At 44.9% G+C, this 18,962-nt stretch carries 14 protein-coding genes; 10 read left to right on the plus strand and 4 right to left on the minus strand.

The annotated features are described in order from the left end of the window. The 3 genes from dnaA to K6V26_RS00810 all read left to right on the plus strand — a co-directional run bounded on the left by dnaA (nucleotide 1) and on the right by K6V26_RS00810 (nucleotide 6,977). The gene (dnaA, locus tag K6V26_RS00800) at nucleotides 1-1,398 is read left to right on the plus strand and encodes a chromosomal replication initiator protein DnaA (protein WP_010800474.1); all 1,398 of its coding nucleotides are present in this window, start codon (nucleotides 1-3) and stop codon (nucleotides 1,396-1,398) included. Between the two features lie 254 nt (nucleotides 1,399-1,652). Further along, nucleotides 1,653-4,196, plus strand: a complete 2,544-nt coding sequence (locus tag K6V26_RS00805) for an adenosylcobalamin-dependent ribonucleoside-diphosphate reductase (RefSeq protein WP_007654147.1) — start codon at nucleotides 1,653-1,655, stop codon at nucleotides 4,194-4,196. Nucleotides 4,197-4,283: 87 nt separating this feature from the next. Next, nucleotides 4,284-6,977 carry a 4-alpha-glucanotransferase gene (locus K6V26_RS00810; RefSeq protein WP_224264398.1) on the plus strand — a complete coding sequence of 898 codons (2,694 nt, stop codon included), beginning with the start codon at nucleotides 4,284-4,286 and terminating at the stop codon, nucleotides 6,975-6,977. 33 nt (nucleotides 6,978-7,010) lie between these two features. Here the strand turns inward: K6V26_RS00810 and K6V26_RS00815 are convergent, their stop codons facing one another. Then, on the minus strand, nucleotides 7,011-7,391 hold the full coding sequence (locus K6V26_RS00815; RefSeq protein ID WP_010800471.1) for a bactofilin family protein: 381 nt from the start codon (nucleotides 7,389-7,391) through the stop codon (nucleotides 7,011-7,013). An 88-nt stretch (nucleotides 7,392-7,479) separates the two neighbouring features. On the opposite strand from K6V26_RS00815, the gene folB reads away from it, so the two are divergent. The 5 genes from folB (at nucleotide 7,480) to K6V26_RS00840 (ending at nucleotide 12,079) form a co-directional block, all read left to right on the plus strand. Further along, complete coding sequence (gene folB / locus K6V26_RS00820; protein ID WP_010800470.1) at nucleotides 7,480-7,842, plus strand: dihydroneopterin aldolase; 363 nt, start codon at nucleotides 7,480-7,482, stop codon at nucleotides 7,840-7,842. 56 nt (nucleotides 7,843-7,898) lie between these two features. Next, entirely contained in the window at nucleotides 7,899-9,335 is a 1,437-nt protein-coding gene (locus tag K6V26_RS00825; RefSeq protein WP_007654143.1) for a monomeric [FeFe] hydrogenase, read from the plus strand. A gap of 6 nt (nucleotides 9,336-9,341) precedes the next feature. Next, on the plus strand, nucleotides 9,342-10,583 hold the full coding sequence (locus tag K6V26_RS00830; protein ID WP_224264399.1) for a PNGase F N-terminal domain-containing protein: 1,242 nt from the start codon (nucleotides 9,342-9,344) through the stop codon (nucleotides 10,581-10,583). Nucleotides 10,584-10,745: 162 nt separating this feature from the next. After that, nucleotides 10,746-11,390 carry a MarC family protein gene (locus tag K6V26_RS00835; protein WP_128133153.1) on the plus strand — a complete coding sequence of 215 codons (645 nt, stop codon included), beginning with the start codon at nucleotides 10,746-10,748 and terminating at the stop codon, nucleotides 11,388-11,390. Continuing rightward, nucleotides 11,390-12,079 (plus strand): HAD family hydrolase, encoded by a 690-nt coding sequence (locus K6V26_RS00840; RefSeq protein WP_224264400.1) that lies wholly within the window; start codon nucleotides 11,390-11,392, stop codon nucleotides 12,077-12,079. Before K6V26_RS00835 ends, K6V26_RS00840 begins: the two co-directional genes overlap by 1 nt. A 222-nt stretch (nucleotides 12,080-12,301) precedes the next feature. On the opposite strand, the gene K6V26_RS00845 is transcribed toward K6V26_RS00840, so the two are convergent. Genes K6V26_RS00845 through mtaB form a run of 3 tightly spaced genes read right to left on the minus strand, consistent with a single transcriptional unit; the run spans nucleotide 12,302 to nucleotide 15,623 of the window. After that, on the minus strand, nucleotides 12,302-13,354 hold the full coding sequence (locus K6V26_RS00845) for a glycosyltransferase family 2 protein (protein ID WP_224264401.1): 1,053 nt from the start codon (nucleotides 13,352-13,354) through the stop codon (nucleotides 12,302-12,304). 57 nt (nucleotides 13,355-13,411) lie between these two features. Next, nucleotides 13,412-14,293 (minus strand): lysophospholipid acyltransferase family protein, encoded by an 882-nt coding sequence (locus tag K6V26_RS00850; protein WP_007654137.1) that lies wholly within the window; start codon nucleotides 14,291-14,293, stop codon nucleotides 13,412-13,414. Between the two features lies 1 nt (nucleotide 14,294). After that, nucleotides 14,295-15,623: a tRNA (N(6)-L-threonylcarbamoyladenosine(37)-C(2))-methylthiotransferase MtaB gene (gene mtaB / locus K6V26_RS00855; protein ID WP_224264402.1), complete on the minus strand. Its 1,329-nt coding sequence runs from the start codon at nucleotides 15,621-15,623 to the stop codon at nucleotides 14,295-14,297. 299 nt (nucleotides 15,624-15,922) lie between these two features. Here mtaB and K6V26_RS00860 point away from each other — a divergent pair, with 299 nt between their 5' ends. Together K6V26_RS00860 and K6V26_RS00865 are read left to right on the plus strand one after the other, a co-directional pair. Beyond that, nucleotides 15,923-17,080, plus strand: coding sequence for a 6-bladed beta-propeller (locus K6V26_RS00860; RefSeq protein WP_224264403.1), 1,158 nt, complete (start codon nucleotides 15,923-15,925; stop codon nucleotides 17,078-17,080). A 109-nt stretch (nucleotides 17,081-17,189) separates the two neighbouring features. Next, nucleotides 17,190-18,854 carry an AMP-binding protein gene (locus K6V26_RS00865; RefSeq protein ID WP_195585944.1) on the plus strand — a complete coding sequence of 555 codons (1,665 nt, stop codon included), beginning with the start codon at nucleotides 17,190-17,192 and terminating at the stop codon, nucleotides 18,852-18,854. The last annotated feature ends 108 nt before the right edge of the window (nucleotides 18,855-18,962 follow it).

The following is an 18,962-nucleotide window of genomic DNA, read 5'->3' on the forward strand; positions in this document are numbered from 1 at the left end:
ATGCAGACTGAATATCAGACATTGTGGAATAAATGCCTCGCTGTCATTAAAGACATCGTGCCGGAGGCCGCTTTTAACACATGGTTCATGCCGATCATACCTTTATCCTATGAGGATAATAAGTTTACGATCCAGGTGCCGAGCCAGTTCTTTTATGAGTACCTTGAGGAGAAATACGTAAATGTATTGAAAGTTACATTATATCGTGTAATAGGTCAGGGTACGATTCTTAACTACCGTGTTATGGTAGATAAGACGACTGGTGGTACCGTAGATTATCCGGCAGAGAATGGTTCGGTAGCAGTAAAGAAGATAACTCCCAAAGATGCGAATAAGGCTCCTAATCCATTTATACAGACTGCACCTCAGGATTTGGATCCGCAGTTAAATCCCAAGTATAACTTTGATAACTATTTTGAAGGAACCAGCAATAAATTAGTGCGTACGGCAGGTGAGGCTGTTGCACAGAATCCTGGAAAGACGACGTTTAATCCTTTATTTATTTTCGGACCGTCAGGGGTTGGTAAAACACACTTGTGTCATGCCATAGGAACCCGTATCCGTGAACTTCATCCGGAAAAGAAGGTATTGTATGTTTCCTCCCACTTGTTCCGTGTTCAGTTTACCGATGCAATCCGTAAGAATACAACGAATGACTTTTTGAATTTTTACCAGAATATCGATGTTCTGCTATTGGATGATATCCAGGAATTGATCGGTATGGATAAGACTCAGAATACATTCTTCCATATATTCAATCATCTTCATCAGCTGGGAAAACAGTTGATCCTTACTTCGGATAAGGCACCTGTCGATTTGCAGGGAATGGAGGAGCGATTGATAACCCGTCTGAAATGGGGACTTACAGCTGAGTTGAGCCGTCCGGATCTTGATTTGAGAAAGAAGATCTTGAAGAATAAGATCAACCATGACGGTATTGTTATTCCGGATGAGGTATTCAACTTCATTGCGAATAATGTTACTGAAAATGTACGTGACCTGGAAGGTATCCTTGTTTCATTGATGGCGAATGCTGTTATTAATAATAAGGAAATAGATCTGCCTCTGACTAAACGTGTGGTAAGTCAGGCTGTCCGTCTGGAGAAAAAACAGCTCTCTGTTCAGATGATTCAGGAAATCGTATGTAATTATTTCAATCTGGATCAGGCGGTCATTCAGACACGTTCCAGAAAACGTGAGATTGTGCAGGCTCGTCAGATTACGATGTATCTTGCCAAAAAGTATACCGATTGTTCTTTTTCCCATATTGGGAAGATTGTAGGAAAGAAAGATCATGCCACAGTATTGCATGCCTGCAAAACAATCAAGGACCAGATGGAAACGAGCAAGTCTTTCCGTTCGTCTGTTGAAGAGATCGAGGTTAAATTAAGAAGCTGATAAATCATTTTATATAGGTGGAAAGGATGTCGTTTTATATGGCATCCTTTTTCTGTTTTGGGAAACATGGAAATGTTAGTGGTTTTCTTTTTGGAAAATATTTTTGGATTTGCGAAATGTTAATATGTTGATTTTCATATATGGTATGAAATGAATTGGAAAACCTGATATTCTTTTCGATTTTAGTTGTTTAATAATTTGGTCAATAAATAAAGTATTCTTAAACTTGCACTATTATTAATACAGTAATTATCGTGAACCATAAAACTTACACATTCGATGAAGCGTTTAAGGCTTCACTGGACTACTTTACGGGCGACGAGCTTGCCGCTAAAGTATGGGTAAACAAGTATGCTTTGAAGGATGCATTCGGGAATATTTATGAGGAATCTCCCGTGGATATGCACCACCGTCTGGCAAGTGAAATTGCCCGTGTAGAGAAAAAGTATCCTAATCCTTTATCAGAGCAGGAGCTTTTTGACCTATTTGATCATTTCCGTTACATCGTTCCGCAAGGAAGTCCGATGACGGGGATTGGCAATGATTACCAGATTGCCTCACTCTCTAATTGTTTTGTTATAGGATTGGACGGAGAAGCCGATTCATATGGTGCAATTATCCGGATTGATGAAGAGCAGGTTCAGTTAATGAAGCGTCGCGGAGGTGTGGGACATGATTTGTCGCATATCCGTCCGAAAGGCTCTCCTGTTAAAAATTCAGCTCTTACATCTACTGGTTTGGTGCCGTTTATGGAGCGTTATTCTAATTCGACACGCGAAGTAGCACAAGACGGTCGTCGTGGGGCGCTGATGTTAAGTGTATCGATTAAGCATCCGGATTCGGAGTCCTTTATTGATGCAAAAATGACTGAGGGAAAAGTTACCGGGGCAAATGTTTCGGTGAAGATTGATGATGATTTTATGAATTCCGTTGTTAGCGGAACTTCATATAAACAGCAATATCCGATTGATTCAAATGAACCGACTACAGTAAAGGAAATCGATGCGGCTGCTTTGTGGAAGAAGATCATCCATAATGCATGGAAGTCGGCTGAACCCGGTGTTTTGTTCTGGGATACTATTTTGCGTGAATCTGTTCCTGATTCATATGCCGATCTGGGATTCCGTACGGTTTCAACCAATCCGTGTGGTGAAATACCTCTCTGTCCCTACGACAGTTGCCGTTTGCTGGCTATCAATCTCTATTCATATGTAGTAAATCCGTTTACAAAAGATGCTTACTTCGATTTTGATCTGTTCAAAAAACATGTAGCATTGGCACAACGTATCATGGATGATATTATCGATCTGGAATCAGAAAAGATCGAGAAGATCCTTGAAAAGATCGATTCTGACCCGGAATCAATGGAAGTGAAGGAAACGGAACGTCATTTGTGGGAAAAGATACAGAAGAAGACTCTGCAAGGCCGTCGTACCGGTGTGGGTATCACTGCTGAAGGCGATATGATTGCGGCTTTGGGACTTCGTTACGGAACGGATGAGGCAACAGAGTGTGCTGAAGAAATCCAGAAGACATTGGCTTTGGAGGCTTACCGTTCTTCCGTTATGATGGCTAAAGAGCGTGGCGCTTTCGAAATCTATGATTCGAAACGTGAGGAAAAGAATCCGTTTATCAACCGTTTGCGTGAAGCTGATCCGGGATTGTATGAAGATATGCTGAAGTACGGTCGTCGTAACATTGCTTGTCTGACTATTGCTCCGACAGGAACAACCAGTTTGATGACGCAGACGACTTCCGGTATCGAGCCGGTATTCCTTCCGGTGTACAGACGTCGTCGTAAGGTTAACCCGAATGATGCGGAAACGCGTGTCGATTTTGTGGATGAAACCGGCGACGCATTCGAAGAATATGTCGTATTCCATCATAAGTTTGTAACCTGGATGCAGGCTAACGGTTATTCCGTTATCAAGAAATATACCCAGGAAGAAATTGATGAGTTGGTAGCTAAATCACCTTATTATAAAGCTACTTCAAACGATGTAGACTGGTTGCAGAAAGTCCGGATGCAGGGACGTATCCAGAAATGGGTGGACCATTCTATCAGTGTAACTATCAACTTGCCGGCTGACGTATCGGAAGAATTGGTAGATTCTTTGTATGTTGAAGCATGGAAGTGCGGATGTAAAGGCTGTACGGTTTACCGTGACGGTTCCCGTTCAGGTGTACTGCTCTCGACAGAAAAGAAAAAAGAGAAGAAAGATGATTGTAATTGCATGCAACCGCCGGTGATTGTTTCCACCCGTCCGCGTGAACTGGAAGCTGATGTAGTGAAGTTCCAGAACAACCGCGAAAAGTGGATTGCTTTTGTCGGTTTGCTGAACGGTCGTCCGTATGAGATCTTTACCGGTCTTGCCGATGATGACGAAGGTATCATGTTGCCGAAGAATGTATCCAAAGGAACGATCATCAAGAGTTATGATGAAGACGGCAAGAAACATTATGATTTCCAGTTCAAGAACAAGCGTGGTTACAAGATGACTATCGAAGGTCTGGACGGAAAGTTTGATCCCGAATTCTGGAACTATGCGAAACTGATCTCCGGCGTATTGCGTTACGGCATGCCTATCGACCAGGTTATCAAGTTGGTTCAGGGAATGGAACTGAACAATGAATCGATCAATACCTGGAAGAATGGGGTTGAACGTGCATTGAAGAAGTATCTGCCGAATGGTACGGAAGTAAAAGGACAGGTGTGTCCGAACTGTGGTCTGGAAACCCTTATCTATCAGGAAGGGTGTCTGATCTGTACGAACTGTGGAGCTTCAAAGTGTGGATAAGCGTAACATAACAAATATTTTTATAGGAATGCGGGGATTTTCCCCGCATTTTTTATACCTTCGTCTCCGGAACTAAATTTGATACACATGAAAGTCACCTTTAATATAAACTTCCATACCGTTTGGGGACAGAAGTTATGTATAGTAGGGTCTATTCCGGAGCTTGGCTCATGGGAGCCTGCTTTGGCTAAAGAGATGAACTACAAAGGGGATGGAAACTGGCAGCTTGAGCTGGAGTTGGAACTTACATCGCCGCAACAGACCATAGAATACCGCTACTTTTTAAGTATAAACGATAAGCAGATATTTGAAGAGTGGGAGAAAAATCATCAGGTCACATTTGAAGGACATGCCAATCATTATACTTTATATGACTACTGGCAGATACGTCCGGCTAATCTGTCATTCTACTCGTCGGCTTTTACTAAAAGTCTGTTTGCACATCCCTGTAATACATACGAAAGAGTTGTTAAGAGCGGAAAGAAACTGACAATCAAGATATCGGCTCCCCGGGTGGAGAAATGGCAGAGTGTTGCCATCACCGGAAACCAGGAGTGTCTGGGAAACTGGCATCCGGATAAAGCGTTGATACTTAGTTGCGATACCTTTCCCGACTGGCATATCGACTTGGATGCCAATGATATCATTTATCCGTTGGAATATAAGTTCCTGGTATATGATAATGACAAACACCAACCATTATATTGGGAGGAAGACGAAAACAGGAAGCTGGATTTGCCTCCGCAGGATTTCGGAGAAACAGTAGTGGTTTCCGGTCTGTCTTTTCGTGATAACTTACCGTTGTGGCGGTGTGCGGGGACAGTTATCCCTGTATTCTCTTTGCGTTCGGAACAAGGATTCGGTGTCGGTGATTTGGGAGACCTCCGTATGTTGGTTGACTGGGCAAAGAAAACCCGCCAGCGCATTATCCAGGTGTTGCCGATGAATGACACGACTATGAGCCATACCTGGAGGGATTCCTATCCTTACAGTGCCATTTCTGTTTATGCGCTCCATCCGATGTATATCAGCCTGCCTTTGATGGGCGAATTGAAGGATGCAGACAGGGTTGCCTTCTACAAGGCAAAACAGGAAGAGCTGAATGCAAAAGATTTTGTCGATTATGAAGCGGCGGTAGGATATAAGTTAGCTTATTGCCGTGAGTTCTTCAGTCAGGAAGGACAAGCCATTCTGTCGAGTCCGGAATACCATGAGTTTTTTGAACAAAGCCAATCCTGGCTGATGCCTTATGCCGCTTACAGTTATCTGCGTGAGAAGTATCAGACTTCCGACTTTACGAAGTGGGATAAGAATGCAATCTATAATAAGTCTCAGATACGCGAACTTTGCTCGGAAGACAGTGGCGCCTATCCGGAGATATCCTTTTATTATTTCCTGCAATACATATTACATACTCAATTCAAGTCGGTATCCGACTATGCCCGTAAGAATGGCATTGTCCTGAAAGGCGACCTCCCTATCGGAGTGAATCGTACCAGTATCGATGCCTGGACAGAACCACAGTATTTCAATATGAATGGCCAGGCAGGAGCTCCGCCCGATGACTTTTCTGTCAATGGACAGAACTGGGGATTTCCGACTTATAACTGGGATATTATGGAGAAAGACCATTTCTCCTGGTGGAAGAAGCGTTTCCATAAGTTGAGTGACTATTTTGACTGTTTCCGTATCGACCATATCTTAGGATTTTTCCGTATCTGGGAAGTTCCGTTGGATTATATACAAGGCCTTTGCGGACATTTTAATCCGGCTTTGCCTTTTACCCGGGAAGAGATTGAACAGTACGGATTAACTTTCAATGAAGCACGTTTTACTACACCGCATATTAACCGAAAGTTCCTGCCCGAGTTGTTCGGCGATTTGGCAGAAGAGGTAGAAGGTACTTATCTGGCACAGTCTTCATCCAATCATTTCGTCCTGAAATCATTCTGTGATACGCAACGGAAGATAGAAGCCATATTCGATGGGAAAACAGACGAAGTCTCTTTACGCATAAAAGACGGATTGTTTGCCATAGCCAATGAAGTGTTGTTTTTGCGTGACCCACAGGAAAAGGAAAAATTCCATCCGCGTATTTCAGCCAGCCATTCCTATATATATAGTGAATTGAATACATCCGAAAAGTATGCCTTCGACCAGCTGTATTGGGATTTCTTCTATCACCGTCATAACGACTTTTGGAAGGCACAGGCATTCAAGCGGCTGACTCCTTTAGTGGGCAGTACCAATATGCTGGTGTGCGGGGAAGACCTTGGGATGATTCCCGAATCGGTACCTGATGTAATGAACAAGTTACAGATTCTGAGCCTGGAGATTGAACGGATGCCAAAGACTCCTCAGCGGGAGTTTTCCGATTTGTTCAGTCTGCCGTATAATTCTGTTTGTACTACATCTACCCATGATATGTCACCGCTCCGCAACTGGTGGAAGGAAGATCGCGAAAAGATACAGCGCTATTATAATAATGTATTGCATTATGAAGGGCAGGCTCCCGGGGAATGTTCATCGGAAATTGCCTCCCGGATTATCACAAACCATCTGGCAACAAACTCTATGCTGACTATTATTCCTTTACAGGATTGGTTTGCTATTGACGATACAGTGAAGAGGAAAGACATCGAAGCCGAACGAATCAATGTCCCGGCCAACTCAAACCATTACTGGTGCTACCGGATGCATATACCGTTGGAAAGTCTGTTGATGAAAGAGGAGTTTAATGATAAGGTTGCGCAACTGATTGTTGCCTCAGGAAGAAAATAAGTAACAGGCTATAAAAGTAAAAAGCCCGGTAAATTACTGGGCTTTTGTTTTCTTTGTCATATCGGATGACATGTTGCAAACTCCGTTGAAACGGGCATTTGGCTCTATTTCCAGCGACTGGGTAAACACGTCTCCTTTAATGTTGGCGGTAGCTTTTAGTATCAGTTTTTCTGTGATACGTATAGAACCTTCCACTTCGCCCAAAATTTCGGCATTGGTAGAAATAATGTTGCCTACTACACGTCCTTTTGGACCCACTACGATTTTTCCACTGCAATTGATGTCGCCATCTACCTGTCCGTCTAATCTGAAATCGGTTTCTGTAATAATATTACCTTTTACGTTTGTTCCGGCGGCGAGGGTGTTATGTAGGCCACCGGCAGAGTTTTCATCTTTTTGTTTTATTCCCATCATAAATAGTTTGTTTGCTTAATCGCAAATATAGACTATTTTTTTGCAGAAAGGTTTACTTTATCTACTTTTACAGATAAAATAACGAAAAATGACAGTACAAATAGAACTGGAAACCATGAAATTTTACGCCTGTCATGGGGTCTCCCCGCAGGAGACACGTGTCGGCAATACGTTTGTGGTAAACCTTGTATTGACGGCTCCCCTTGAAAAGGCGGTAGCCAGCGATGACCTGGAAGATACGATAAATTATGCCGTTGTCTACGAAGTTGTAAAGCGTGAAATGGCTATCCCTTCCAAATTACTGGAACATGCGGCGGGACGTATCCTGGCAGCCTTGAAGGATACTTTTCCGCAACTTCTGGCTATCGAACTGAAACTCTCCAAGTTGAACCCGCCTTTTGGAGGCGATGTTTACAGCGCCTCTATAATTCTAAGGGAGAGCTACGGTTAGTATTTGGATAACTTTCTCTATCTTTGCATTTTTAAAGCACAAATAAACAAAGCACCATGGCATTTACCAACAACGTAATGATTGTCCGCCACGGATTGATGGCGAAGTTAGTTAAACTTTGGAAGGAAAATCGTCTGCTCGACGAGATTGACCGTTTGCCCATAGAGTTGAGTCCCCGTAAATCGAAAGTAATAGGCCGTTGCTGCGTACATAAGGAACGTGCCGTATGGAAATACAAGACACTTCCTCTTCTGGGTTTTGATATGCAGGACGAAGTTGACGAACTGACACCGCTCTCCGAGTATGCTAAACGGGCGCTGCTCCGTTCGGAAAACAAGAAAGAGAACCTGATGTGCGTGGTGGATGAAGCATGTTCCTCCTGTGTACAGGTAAACTATGAAATTACCAACCTCTGCCGTGGTTGTGTGGCGCGTAGCTGTTATATGAACTGTCCGAAAGACGCCATCCAGTTCAAAAAGAACGGACAGGCGCGGATTGACCATGACACTTGTATCAGTTGCGGCAAATGCCACCAGAACTGTCCTTACCATGCAATTGTTTATATACCGATTCCTTGTGAAGAAGTTTGCCCGGTCAAGGCTATCAGCAAAGATGAATACGGCGTGGAGCATATCGATGAATCGAAATGTATTTACTGCGGTAAATGTATCAATGCCTGTCCTTTCGGTGCTATCTTCGAAATATCACAAGTGTTTGATATACTGCAACGTTTGCGCAATAAGGAGAAGATGATTGCTATCGTGGCACCTTCCATTCTGGCACAATTCAGTGCACCGGTGGAAAGTGTGTACGGAGCGATTAAGGCAATGGGATTTGAGGAGATTGTGGAAGTCGCCCAGGGGGCGATGGAAACGACCCGCCGGGAAGCGGAAGAACTGAAGGAAAAGCTGGAAGAAGGACAACCGTTCATGACGACCAGCTGTTGCCCGTCGTATGTCCAGCTGGCAGAGAAACATATTCCGGACCTGAAGAAATATATCTCTTCAACCGGTTCCCCGATGTATTATACGGCCCGTCTCGTGAAAGAAAAACATCCGGACGCCAAAGTCGTTTTCATCGGCCCGTGTGTTGCTAAACGTAAAGAAGTAAAGATGGACCCGGCAGTCGACTTTACGCTGACTTTCGAGGAAATCGGTTCGGTGCTGGAAGGCCTGGGTATAAAGGTGGAAGAAGCGAAACCGTTCTCCGTCCTTTATAATTCCGTGCGTGAAGCACATGGCTTTGCCCAGAGCGGCGGTGTGATAAATGCCGTGAAAGTCTATCTGAAAGAAGAACAGGTAAATGCCGTACAGGTAGCCAACCTGACAAAGAAGAACGTCGCCCTGCTTCGTGCTTATGCCAAGACGGGAAAGGCTCCGGCACAGTTTATCGAAGTGATGGCCTGCGAAGGCGGGTGTGTAACCGGTCCTTGTATCCACGCCGATAAAGTAACCGGACAGAAGCAGTTGATTAAGGAACTTACTAAATTCTAAACAACAATGACAAAGAAAATCTTAGTATCATTCTCATTGGCCGGTGCGATGCTGTTGACAGCATGCGGCCACCGGGAATTACCGGCGATGGGAGATTATTCCGTGCAGGTATTTCACGACACTCCGGTGAAGTTCGCACCGGACCAGTATGCCGGTTACAGTGAACCGGGAGCAGATAGTATCTACCATCTGGTAAACGGACGTATCATCCTGAAGAAGGTTACATTGCCCGACTATAAACGCAATGTCTCCGTGAACCTGAAAGTAACAATTGCCTCCAACGGTGACCGTTGGGATAAGTCCGGTTCCTGCTTCATCCTCCCCAAAGAGTCGGCTATCAATCTGCTGAACATAGCAAAAGGAGAGAAGCAATTCCCTGCAGTAGACAGTACGAAATTGGAAAACTTGATTGGTATTGTTTCCGGTGAGGATTATGAACCGACTGTCGAACTGATGCGTTTTATGACCCCGTTCGGTGTCGGTCATTACAGCAGTGCAGACGATAGCCTGAGTAGCAAACGCAAGCCTGTTTATATCGACCAGTGGGCCGATAGTGTGAGCTGGGAGCAGAATATCACCGACCTGTATCCTTTACTGGAAGGCGGGGCTTATGTAGGTGTCTTTATCGATACCTGGACTCCCGAAGGATATATTGCCAGTGTTACCATTGATGTGGACGAATCGGATATAACCTGTGACGCATTGCCCAAAAGACATGTGGAACCGTTGATGAATACGGTTTACTATATCGGTCAGTCTTATCCTGATATTTTTGCCCGTAAAGATGTGTCGACCGGCTTTACCGTTCCGGAAGGAGCAAAGAACGTGCGTCTGAAATATATCGTTACCGGACATGGTGGTCATAGTGGTGGCGACGAGTTTGTACAGAAGCGCAATATTATTTCTGTGGATGGCAAAGAAGTGCTGAACTTTATCCCGTGGCGTAATGACTGTGCCTCTTTCCGCCGTTTCAATCCGGCAACGGGTGTGTGGTTGGAGAAACGTCTGGCCTCTTATATCGGAGAGAAAGGATATGCAGAGAAAGAAGTGGAAGAACCTGTCGCTTCTTCCGATTTTTCACGTTCCAACTGGTGTCCGGGTTCCGATGTGATGCCTGAGGAAGTCGAATTGACCGATATCCAACCGGGCGAACATACATTTACCGTAAGCATCCCCGAAGCTCAGGAGATAGATGGCAATAAACTGAACCATTGGCTGGTGTCTGCTTATTTAGTCTGGGATGAATAGAAACAATTTAGTGACAGGAGTAACTGTTCCCCTCTTGAGAGGGGGCAGGGGGTGTGTTAAAGCAAGTGTTTTATAACACACCCCTTATCCCCTCTCAAGAGGGGAAACAGTTACCATCAGTCGCTTGATCTTTGTTATGAAATAACTTTAAACTAGCATATTATGGATACCTTACTCCCTTTTGCCCTCTTGTGCTTCACTTCTTTCTTTACCCTGACAAACCCGTTGGGTACTATGCCGGTTTTCCTGACGATGACTAACGGAATGAGTGACGATGAACGCAAAACCATTGTGCGCCGTGCCACCATCGTATCCTTTATCACGTTGATGGTTTTCACTTTCTCGGGGCAGTTCCTGTTCAAGTTCTTCGGTATCTCTACAAACGGTTTCCGTATTGCCGGCGGTATTATTATCTTTACCATCGGATTCGACATGCTTCAAGCACGTTATTCCAAGGCAAAACTGAAGGATGAAGAGGTAAAGACGTATGTAAACGATATCTCCGTCACCCCGCTCGCCATTCCGATGCTTTGTGGTCCCGGTGCGATTGCCAACGGTATCATGCTGATGGAAGATGCGGATACGTTGATAAAGAAAATCCTGCTGGTGAGTGTGATAGCATCTGTCTATTTCATCACTTTCCTGATACTCCGTGCTTCCACTCGGCTGAACAAATATATGGGTGAGACGGGGAATAACGTGATGATGCGTCTGATGGGACTTATCCTGATGGTTATTGCCGTGGAATGTTTTGTAAGCGGTTTTAAACCAATAATGATTGATATATTGCAACAAGCTAATTTATAATGGAAGGAATACAGGTGATTGGCTTCGATGCCGATGATACGCTTTGGGTAAACGAAACTTATTTTCTGGAGACGGAGCAGAAACTCCGCCTTTTGCTTGCCTCCTATGTAGACGGCGAAACCGTCTCGGCTGAACTGTTCCGCACGGAAAGCCGCAACATGCCTCTTTACGGTTACGGGGTGAAGGCTTATATCTTGTCTGTCCTGGAAACGGCTATCCGTATCACCGGCGGTAAAGTCCCGGCAAGCGTACTGGAGCAAATCCTGGCCCTGGGAAAGGAACAACTCACCAAGCCGGTAGAACTGCTGGATGGAGTGGAGGAGACACTGAATGCGTTGGTTGGTCGTTACCGTCTGATTGTTGTGACCAAAGGCGACCTGCTCGATCAGGAGCAGAAACTGCGCCGCTCGGGTATCGAGCATCTTTTCCATCACGTCGAAATAATGAGCGACAAGACCGACCGTGAATACCGTCTGCTGTTGAAGCATTTGGATATTCGTCCCGAAGAATTTCTGATGATTGGTAACTCTGTCCGTTCCGATATCCTCCCGCCTTTGGAACTTGGCAGTTATGCTGTTCATATCCCTTACCATACTACCTGGGAACATGAAAAGGTGGATGAGCCTGTCGTAAACCCGCGGTTCTTTACTGTCGATTCGTTGTGGGATATTATCTCTCTGCTTCCTTAAGCCGGTTCATTACTGGTTTTATCCTTTTGGGTCCTGACAATTAATCCTTTTTGTTATGACTTTTAAATATGTAATATATACGTTGCAAATATGTAAGGCTAGACTTTTGGAAATGTAAAGCATGCCTTACATATATGTATGCTTAATCTTTCTTTTCTAAAAGTCCTGACAAAAAAGGTTAGATATCATATCCTTTCCACTTAGATATTATGAAGAAAGAACTTAAAGGTCGGAGTATTTCTTTTTCCCTTTCAAATAGAAAGCGAGGATTAGGCTGCTGCGCATCAGTTCTGGAATAATCGGAAGCGTTGTCTTTGCCAGGTTCTCCCTGCGTTTCTCTTCATATTCCGGTTTCATATTGAAAAAGGCTTTGCGGGCCTCATATACAGCCTTGGCATTTTGAATATGGCCGCATAACAGGAATTTCGTAGCAGCTATATAATCCAACCAGAAGCGGGCACGCATAACAGGCTTCAGGTCTTTTTCCGGAAGGTTCTTGTAAAGCATCAGCAGGTTATTGCGGAAGTTGAGGAAAGTCTTGCGGGGACTCTCCACCTGCAAAGTCGCCCCTCCGACATGATAAACGACCGATTGGGGCGTACATACCAGCCGATACCCCCGCGAACGTAACCGCCAGCACATATCTATCTCCTCCTGATGGGCAAAGAAACCGGCATCGAGGCCGCCTATTTCTTTATAGACGGCGGTACGGATAAACAGGCAGGCCCCTGTTGCCCAGAGGATATCGGCAGGCGTATCATATTGGGCTTCATCTTTTTCTACGACATGGAGCATGCGTCCCCGGCAATAAGGATACCCGTAAATGTCCATATAACCGCCGGCAGCTCCGGCATATTCGAAATATTCCTTGTTGCGCTGTGCCCGTATCTTGGGCTGGGCGGCGGCGATGGTGGCATCGGCCTCAAGGGCAGCCAATGGTGCGTCGAGCCAGCCGGGGGTTACTTCGACATCACTGTTCAGCAGGACGGTATATTCGTTGTCGAGTTGTTTGAGTGCCTGGTTGTATCCTTCGGCGAAACCGTAGTTCTTATCCAGCTGGATAATGCGGACGGAAGGGAACTTTTCCTGCAACAGGGCTATCGAGTTGTCGGTAGAACCATTATCGGCCACGACTACTTCTGCCTCTTCTGCCGGACTGTATGTTATTACAGACGGGAGAAATTCTTCCATCAGCTTCGCACCGTTCCAGTTAAGGATGACGATGGCTACTTTTTTAGTTGACAGATAGGGGGAGGAAGTCGTATTATTTGTCATGATATATTTATTATAGTGACTGGTTGTAACTGTTTCCCCTCTCGAGAGGGGAGGGGATTACTCCCGTTTATATTTCCAACGTTTATGTGTCCAGAGCCAATAGGCCGGATTGCGGAGAATCATCTTTTCCGTCATGCGGGCGTATGATTCGGTAATCTCGTTCTCGGCAGTCTGTTTGGCATGGGCGGTCATCAGCTTCATTTCGACTGTATAGTAGCCGCGTTTCACTTTCTGTACATCCAGGAAGATGACCGGCAAATCCAGTTTACGGGCGATACGTTCCGCACCGTTCAGCATAGCGGTATCCTGGTTCAGGAAGGTAGTCCAGTAATGCAGGTTTGCCTTGCTGGGTGTCTGGTCGGCTATGAAGATAACGATGTTGTTGTTGCCTTCTTTCTTCAACGTCATCATGTCGCGTACCGTGTCGTTCTTCTTCATTCCATAAGAACCGAAGCGGGTGCGCAGATAAATGAACAGGCGGTCGACAGCTTTGTTATTTAACGGTCGGTAGATTTGCCACAGGCACGAATCGGTATATACCAGGCTGGAGGCGCTGAACCATTCCCAGTTGCCGTAATGGCCCATCAGCATCATCACTGTTTTTTGTCCTTCTGCCTGCAAACGGGTTGCCACTTCGGGATTCTTGATATGGGCACGGCGCAATACTTCTTCGGGAGAGATATGCGCCAGTTTGATTGTCTCGACAATGTAGTCGGCAAAATGATGGTAAAAGGCCCTTTCCAACCGGCGTAATTCTATTTCCGATTTCTCGGGGAAAGAGGCTTCCAGGTTGCGGCGCACTACTTTTATCCTGTAACGAATCACCCAATAGATTAGTACATACAGGATATCGGACAGTACATACAGTACCGACATCGGTAAAAATGCATGCAGCTTGGCCCATGCAAAGATTAATCCGTATTGAATTTTATTCCACATATCAACCGATAGTTACTAATTCACAATTTAATGCGGTACGGTCTTCGTTCCATCCGGTCAGCGTCACCCGTCGGGTTTCGTTTACCAGCGAACTGTTGTAAGGTATCTCGACTTTAATATAATTCTCTGTGAAACCGTGCATCCGGCCGTCTTTGCGTGTATGTTCGAATAAAACTTCCGCCTGACTGCCGATATGGGCGTCGTAGAAAGCATGAAGTTTCCTGTCGGAAATATCCAGCAGTTGCTGGCTGCGGGCATGTTTTACTTTCGGGTCGACCGAATGGGCAATCTTCAACGCCTGTGTTCCCGGACGTTCCGAATAGCTGAATACATGCAGCTGGCTGATGTCCAGGCTGTTGATGAAGTTGCGGGCATCTTCGAAGAACTCGTCCGTTTCGCCGCGTGTCCCGACAATCACGTCCACCCCGATAAAGGCGTGGGGCATGATTTCCTTAATCTTCTCAATCTTATGACGGAAAAGGGCCGTGTCGTAACGGCGGCGCATCAGTTTCAGCACCTCGTCGCTTCCGCTCTGTAAAGGGATATGGAAGTGAGGGGCGAACCGTTTACTGGAGGCTACGAAGTCGATGGCCTCGTCCGTAATGAGGTTCGGCTCGATGGAAGAAATGCGGTAACGCACGATACCTTCCACTTCGTCGAGTGCACGAATCAGGTCGATGAAAGTCTCGCCCGTCGACTTGCCGAAGTCGCCGATATTGACTCCGGTCAGCACGATTTCTTTTCCACCTTTGGCAGCTACCTCCCGTGCCTGCTCCACCATACTGGCGATTGTGCCGTTGCGGCTTCGTCCGCGGGCAAAAGGAATGGTACAATAGGAGCAGAAGTAATCGCATCCGTCCTGTACTTTCAGGAAATGACGCGTACGGTCGTCTGCCGAACAGGAAGGGGAGAAGGTCCGTATATCTTTAGTTTGTGAGGCAACGACTGCGCCGCTTTCTTCTTTCTTTTTCAGGTCATCCAGATACATTAATATATCCAGTTTTTGCTCTGCGCCCAAAACCAGGTCGACCCCCTCGATATGGGCCACCTCTTCCGGTTTGAGCTGCGCGTAACAGCCGGTCACAACAATAAAGGCTCCCGGATGCTGTTTGCTGATGCGACGGATGGCCTGGCGACATTTCTTATCGGCCAGTTCCGTTACCGAGCAGGTGTTTACGACACAGATGTCTGCTTTCTCACCCGCACGGGCTTTACGTACACCCTGCTCTGCCAATACCTTCCCGATGGTGGAGGTCTCTGCGAAGTTGAGCTTGCAACCCAGGGTATAATAAGCAGCTATTTTATTTTCAAATACGGTTTTGTCTATCATTGCGATTGAATTATCGCGCAAATGTAATTAAAATTATTGACATGTAGATTGTTGGTGTTTTCTGTGGTTTCAGTAATCTCGTTATTTCTCCTTTCCCTTTACGGTTAGAAGGAGAACATTGTGTTTGTGAAGATTAAAGGTATGAATGACTTACTGTTTTATTGTCCTTTCTTTGTGAATAAGAAACAGGAAGAAATAGATTAAGTTGTTTATTCGCCAGAAAGTACGTATATTTCGTACGATTTATTCGTGCAAACGTAAGGTCGTTCGTAATTAGTATTCACAACAAACAGAAAGAAATGAAGAAACTAAATGTAAATCTGGCAATTATCCTCTTTTTCATAGGGGGATGCACTGGTTGCCAACAGTCCGGTTCCCAAAATGACGAGATTATCACCGTCGATGTCACTGCCAGCTATCCTGAAAAGGAACTGATTCTCCAGGATATAATGGATGTGGAATATGTTCCGCTGGAAACTACTGACGAGTTTATCACTCATGGTATTGTGGAAGCTATCGGTAAGGAATTCCTGCTGGTAAGAAACCGGAACGATGGAAATATCTTCGTCTTTGACAGGAAAACAGGTAAAGGCCAGCGAAAGATAAACCGTCTGGGGCAAGGAGCTGAGGAATATTCCGGTATTTCAGGGATTATTCTGGATGAGGATAATAACGAATTGTTTGTCGTAGACTATACTAAGAAGATATTGGCATATGACTTATCCGGAAACTTTAAAAGAAGTTTCAAATTTGCAGATAACAGTCATTATGACGATGTATTCGATTACGACCGGGAGCATCTGATTACTTATAAGAAATACTACGGAACGCCGGAAGAAAACAGGCAAGCATGCCATATACTGTTTTCAAAGCAGGACGGAAGTGTCACCCAGGAAATACCAATTCCCTTTAAAGAGATGAAGACACCGGTTGTGATGAAAGATGAATTGGTTGTAATGCCTGAGTTTCATCTGACATTTCCAGCCAAGGATCATTGGGCGCTTGTGAATACATCTTCCGATACTGTGTACAGCTATTCGCCGAAGGGTAATCTGACTCCTTCTATTGTCAGGATTCCCTCCATACAATCCATGGAAGTAGAAGTCTTTCTTTTCCCAACCATTATCACCGACCGTTATTATTTCATGCGGGCTATGAAGAAAGAATTGGACTATAAAACGTTTAAAGGATTTCCTGGTACCGATTTGGTGTATGACAAGCAGGAAAAAGCAATCTTCAACTATACTATATGTAATGCTGATTACTCGAATAAGAAACAGGTCTCTTTCTTCTCGAAGCCTAAAAATCAAGAAATACCGGTCGGTCTGTCATTAGAAGCCTCTGACCTTACGGAGGCTTACGAAAAAGGACAGCTGAAAGGCCGGTTGAAAGAAATTGCAGCGACCTTGGATGAGGAAGCGAATCCGGTGATTATGCTGATAAAGCATAAGAAATAAAGAAATCAAACAGAGGCTGAGTTTGACCGGGTAAGGGTTAAACTCAGCCTGTCTGTTGTGTATCTGCCGGATAGTCTGTATTTTTGCACGAAATATAAGCATCTGTGCTATGATACAAGAAAACTTCATTAAGATATACGAAAACAGTTTCAAGGAAAACTGGTCGTTACCCGCACTGACAGATTACAGCAAGAACGTCACTTTTACATTCGAGGATGTAGCAAAGGAAATAGCCCGTATCCACATCCTGTTTGAGGAATGTCAGATACGCCGGGGAGATAAAATCGCTCTGATCGGTAAAGACAGTGCCCGCTGGTGTATTGTCTATATGGCGGCTGTTACGTATGGTGCAATCATAGTGCCCATCTTGCAAGATTTCAACCCGAACGACGTACATCATATTATCAATCATTCCGAATCGGTCTTCCTGTTCGTCAGCGACCGTATCTGGGATTCGCTGGAAGAGGATAAGATAGAAGAGATACGCGGTGTATTCTCTCTTTCCGACTTCCGTTGCCTGCATCAGCGTGATGGCGAAAGCATTCAGAAATTGATGAAGTCGATGGATGAGAAGATGGCGGAAAAGTATCCGAAAGGATTCAGCAAGAACGATATAAAATATGCCGAACTGGATAACGACAAGGTTGTCCTGCTGAACTATACTTCCGGTACGACCGGTTTCAGTAAAGGCGTCATGCTGACCGGAAACAATCTGGCAGGGAATGTTACTTATGCCAAGACGCTCGACCTGTTGTTTCGAGGTGACCGTGAATTATGTTTTCTTCCGTTGGCACATGCCTATAGCTGTGCTTTCAACTTCCTTGTACCGATGGCGGTGGGCGCCCATGTCTATATGTTGGGAAAAGTTCCTTCTCCGAAAATCTTGTTGAAAGCATTTGAAGAGGTAAAGCCGAATCTGATTCTGACTGTTCCGCTGATTCTGGAAAAGATATACAAAAAGATGATTCTTCCGCAGTTGAGCAAAACAACGATGAAGCTGGCGTTGAATATTCCTTTGCTGGATTCGCGCATCTATGCCCAGATTCGTAAACATCTGGTGGATGCTATGGGAGGACGCTTCCGTGAAGTGATTGTCGGTGGAGCTGCCATGAACCAGGAAGTGAGCGATTTCCTGTATAAAATTAAATTCCCGTTTACTATCGGTTACGGAATGACCGAATGCGGGCCGCTGATTAGCTACGACCACAATTATGAATATGTGCCCGGTTCCTGCGGACAAGTCCTGAAAGGAATCATGGAAGTACGTATTGATTCTGATGACCCCTATAATAAGGTAGGGGAAATCCAGGTCCGGGGTGAGAATGTAATGAAAGGCTACTATAAAAATGAAGAAGCGACAAAGAATGCTTTTACTGAAGACGGCTGGCTTCATACCGGCGACCTGGGAACGATTGATGCGGATAACCGTATCTTTATCCGTGGTCGTAGCAAGACGATGATTCTGGGAGCAAGCGGACAGAATATCTATCCGGAAGAGATTGAGTCGAAAATCAATAACCTGCCTTTCGTCATGGAAAGTATCGTTATCGAGAAAAACGGCAAGCTGGTAGCTTTGGTCTATCCGGATTACGATACGGTAGACGGTACCGGAATATCCCATACCGACCTGCCGGTCATTATGGAACAGAACCGGGTTGAGTTAAATAAGCAGCTGGCTTCCTATGAAGTTGTTTCAGAAATACAATTATACCCGACAGAGTTTGAAAAAACACCGAAGAAGAGTATCAAGAGGTATTTGTATAGCAACTACTGATACGTATCCATGTCTTGATTAACAGTCTATTACGCTTGTTGCAAAAAATAATTGAAAAAAAAGCATCTTATGTTGTACAACATATATAATTAATACATACATTTGCAT

The organism is Parabacteroides goldsteinii, assembly GCF_020091425.1.
In the GTDB taxonomy this organism is placed as follows: domain Bacteria; phylum Bacteroidota; class Bacteroidia; order Bacteroidales; family Tannerellaceae; genus Parabacteroides; species Parabacteroides goldsteinii.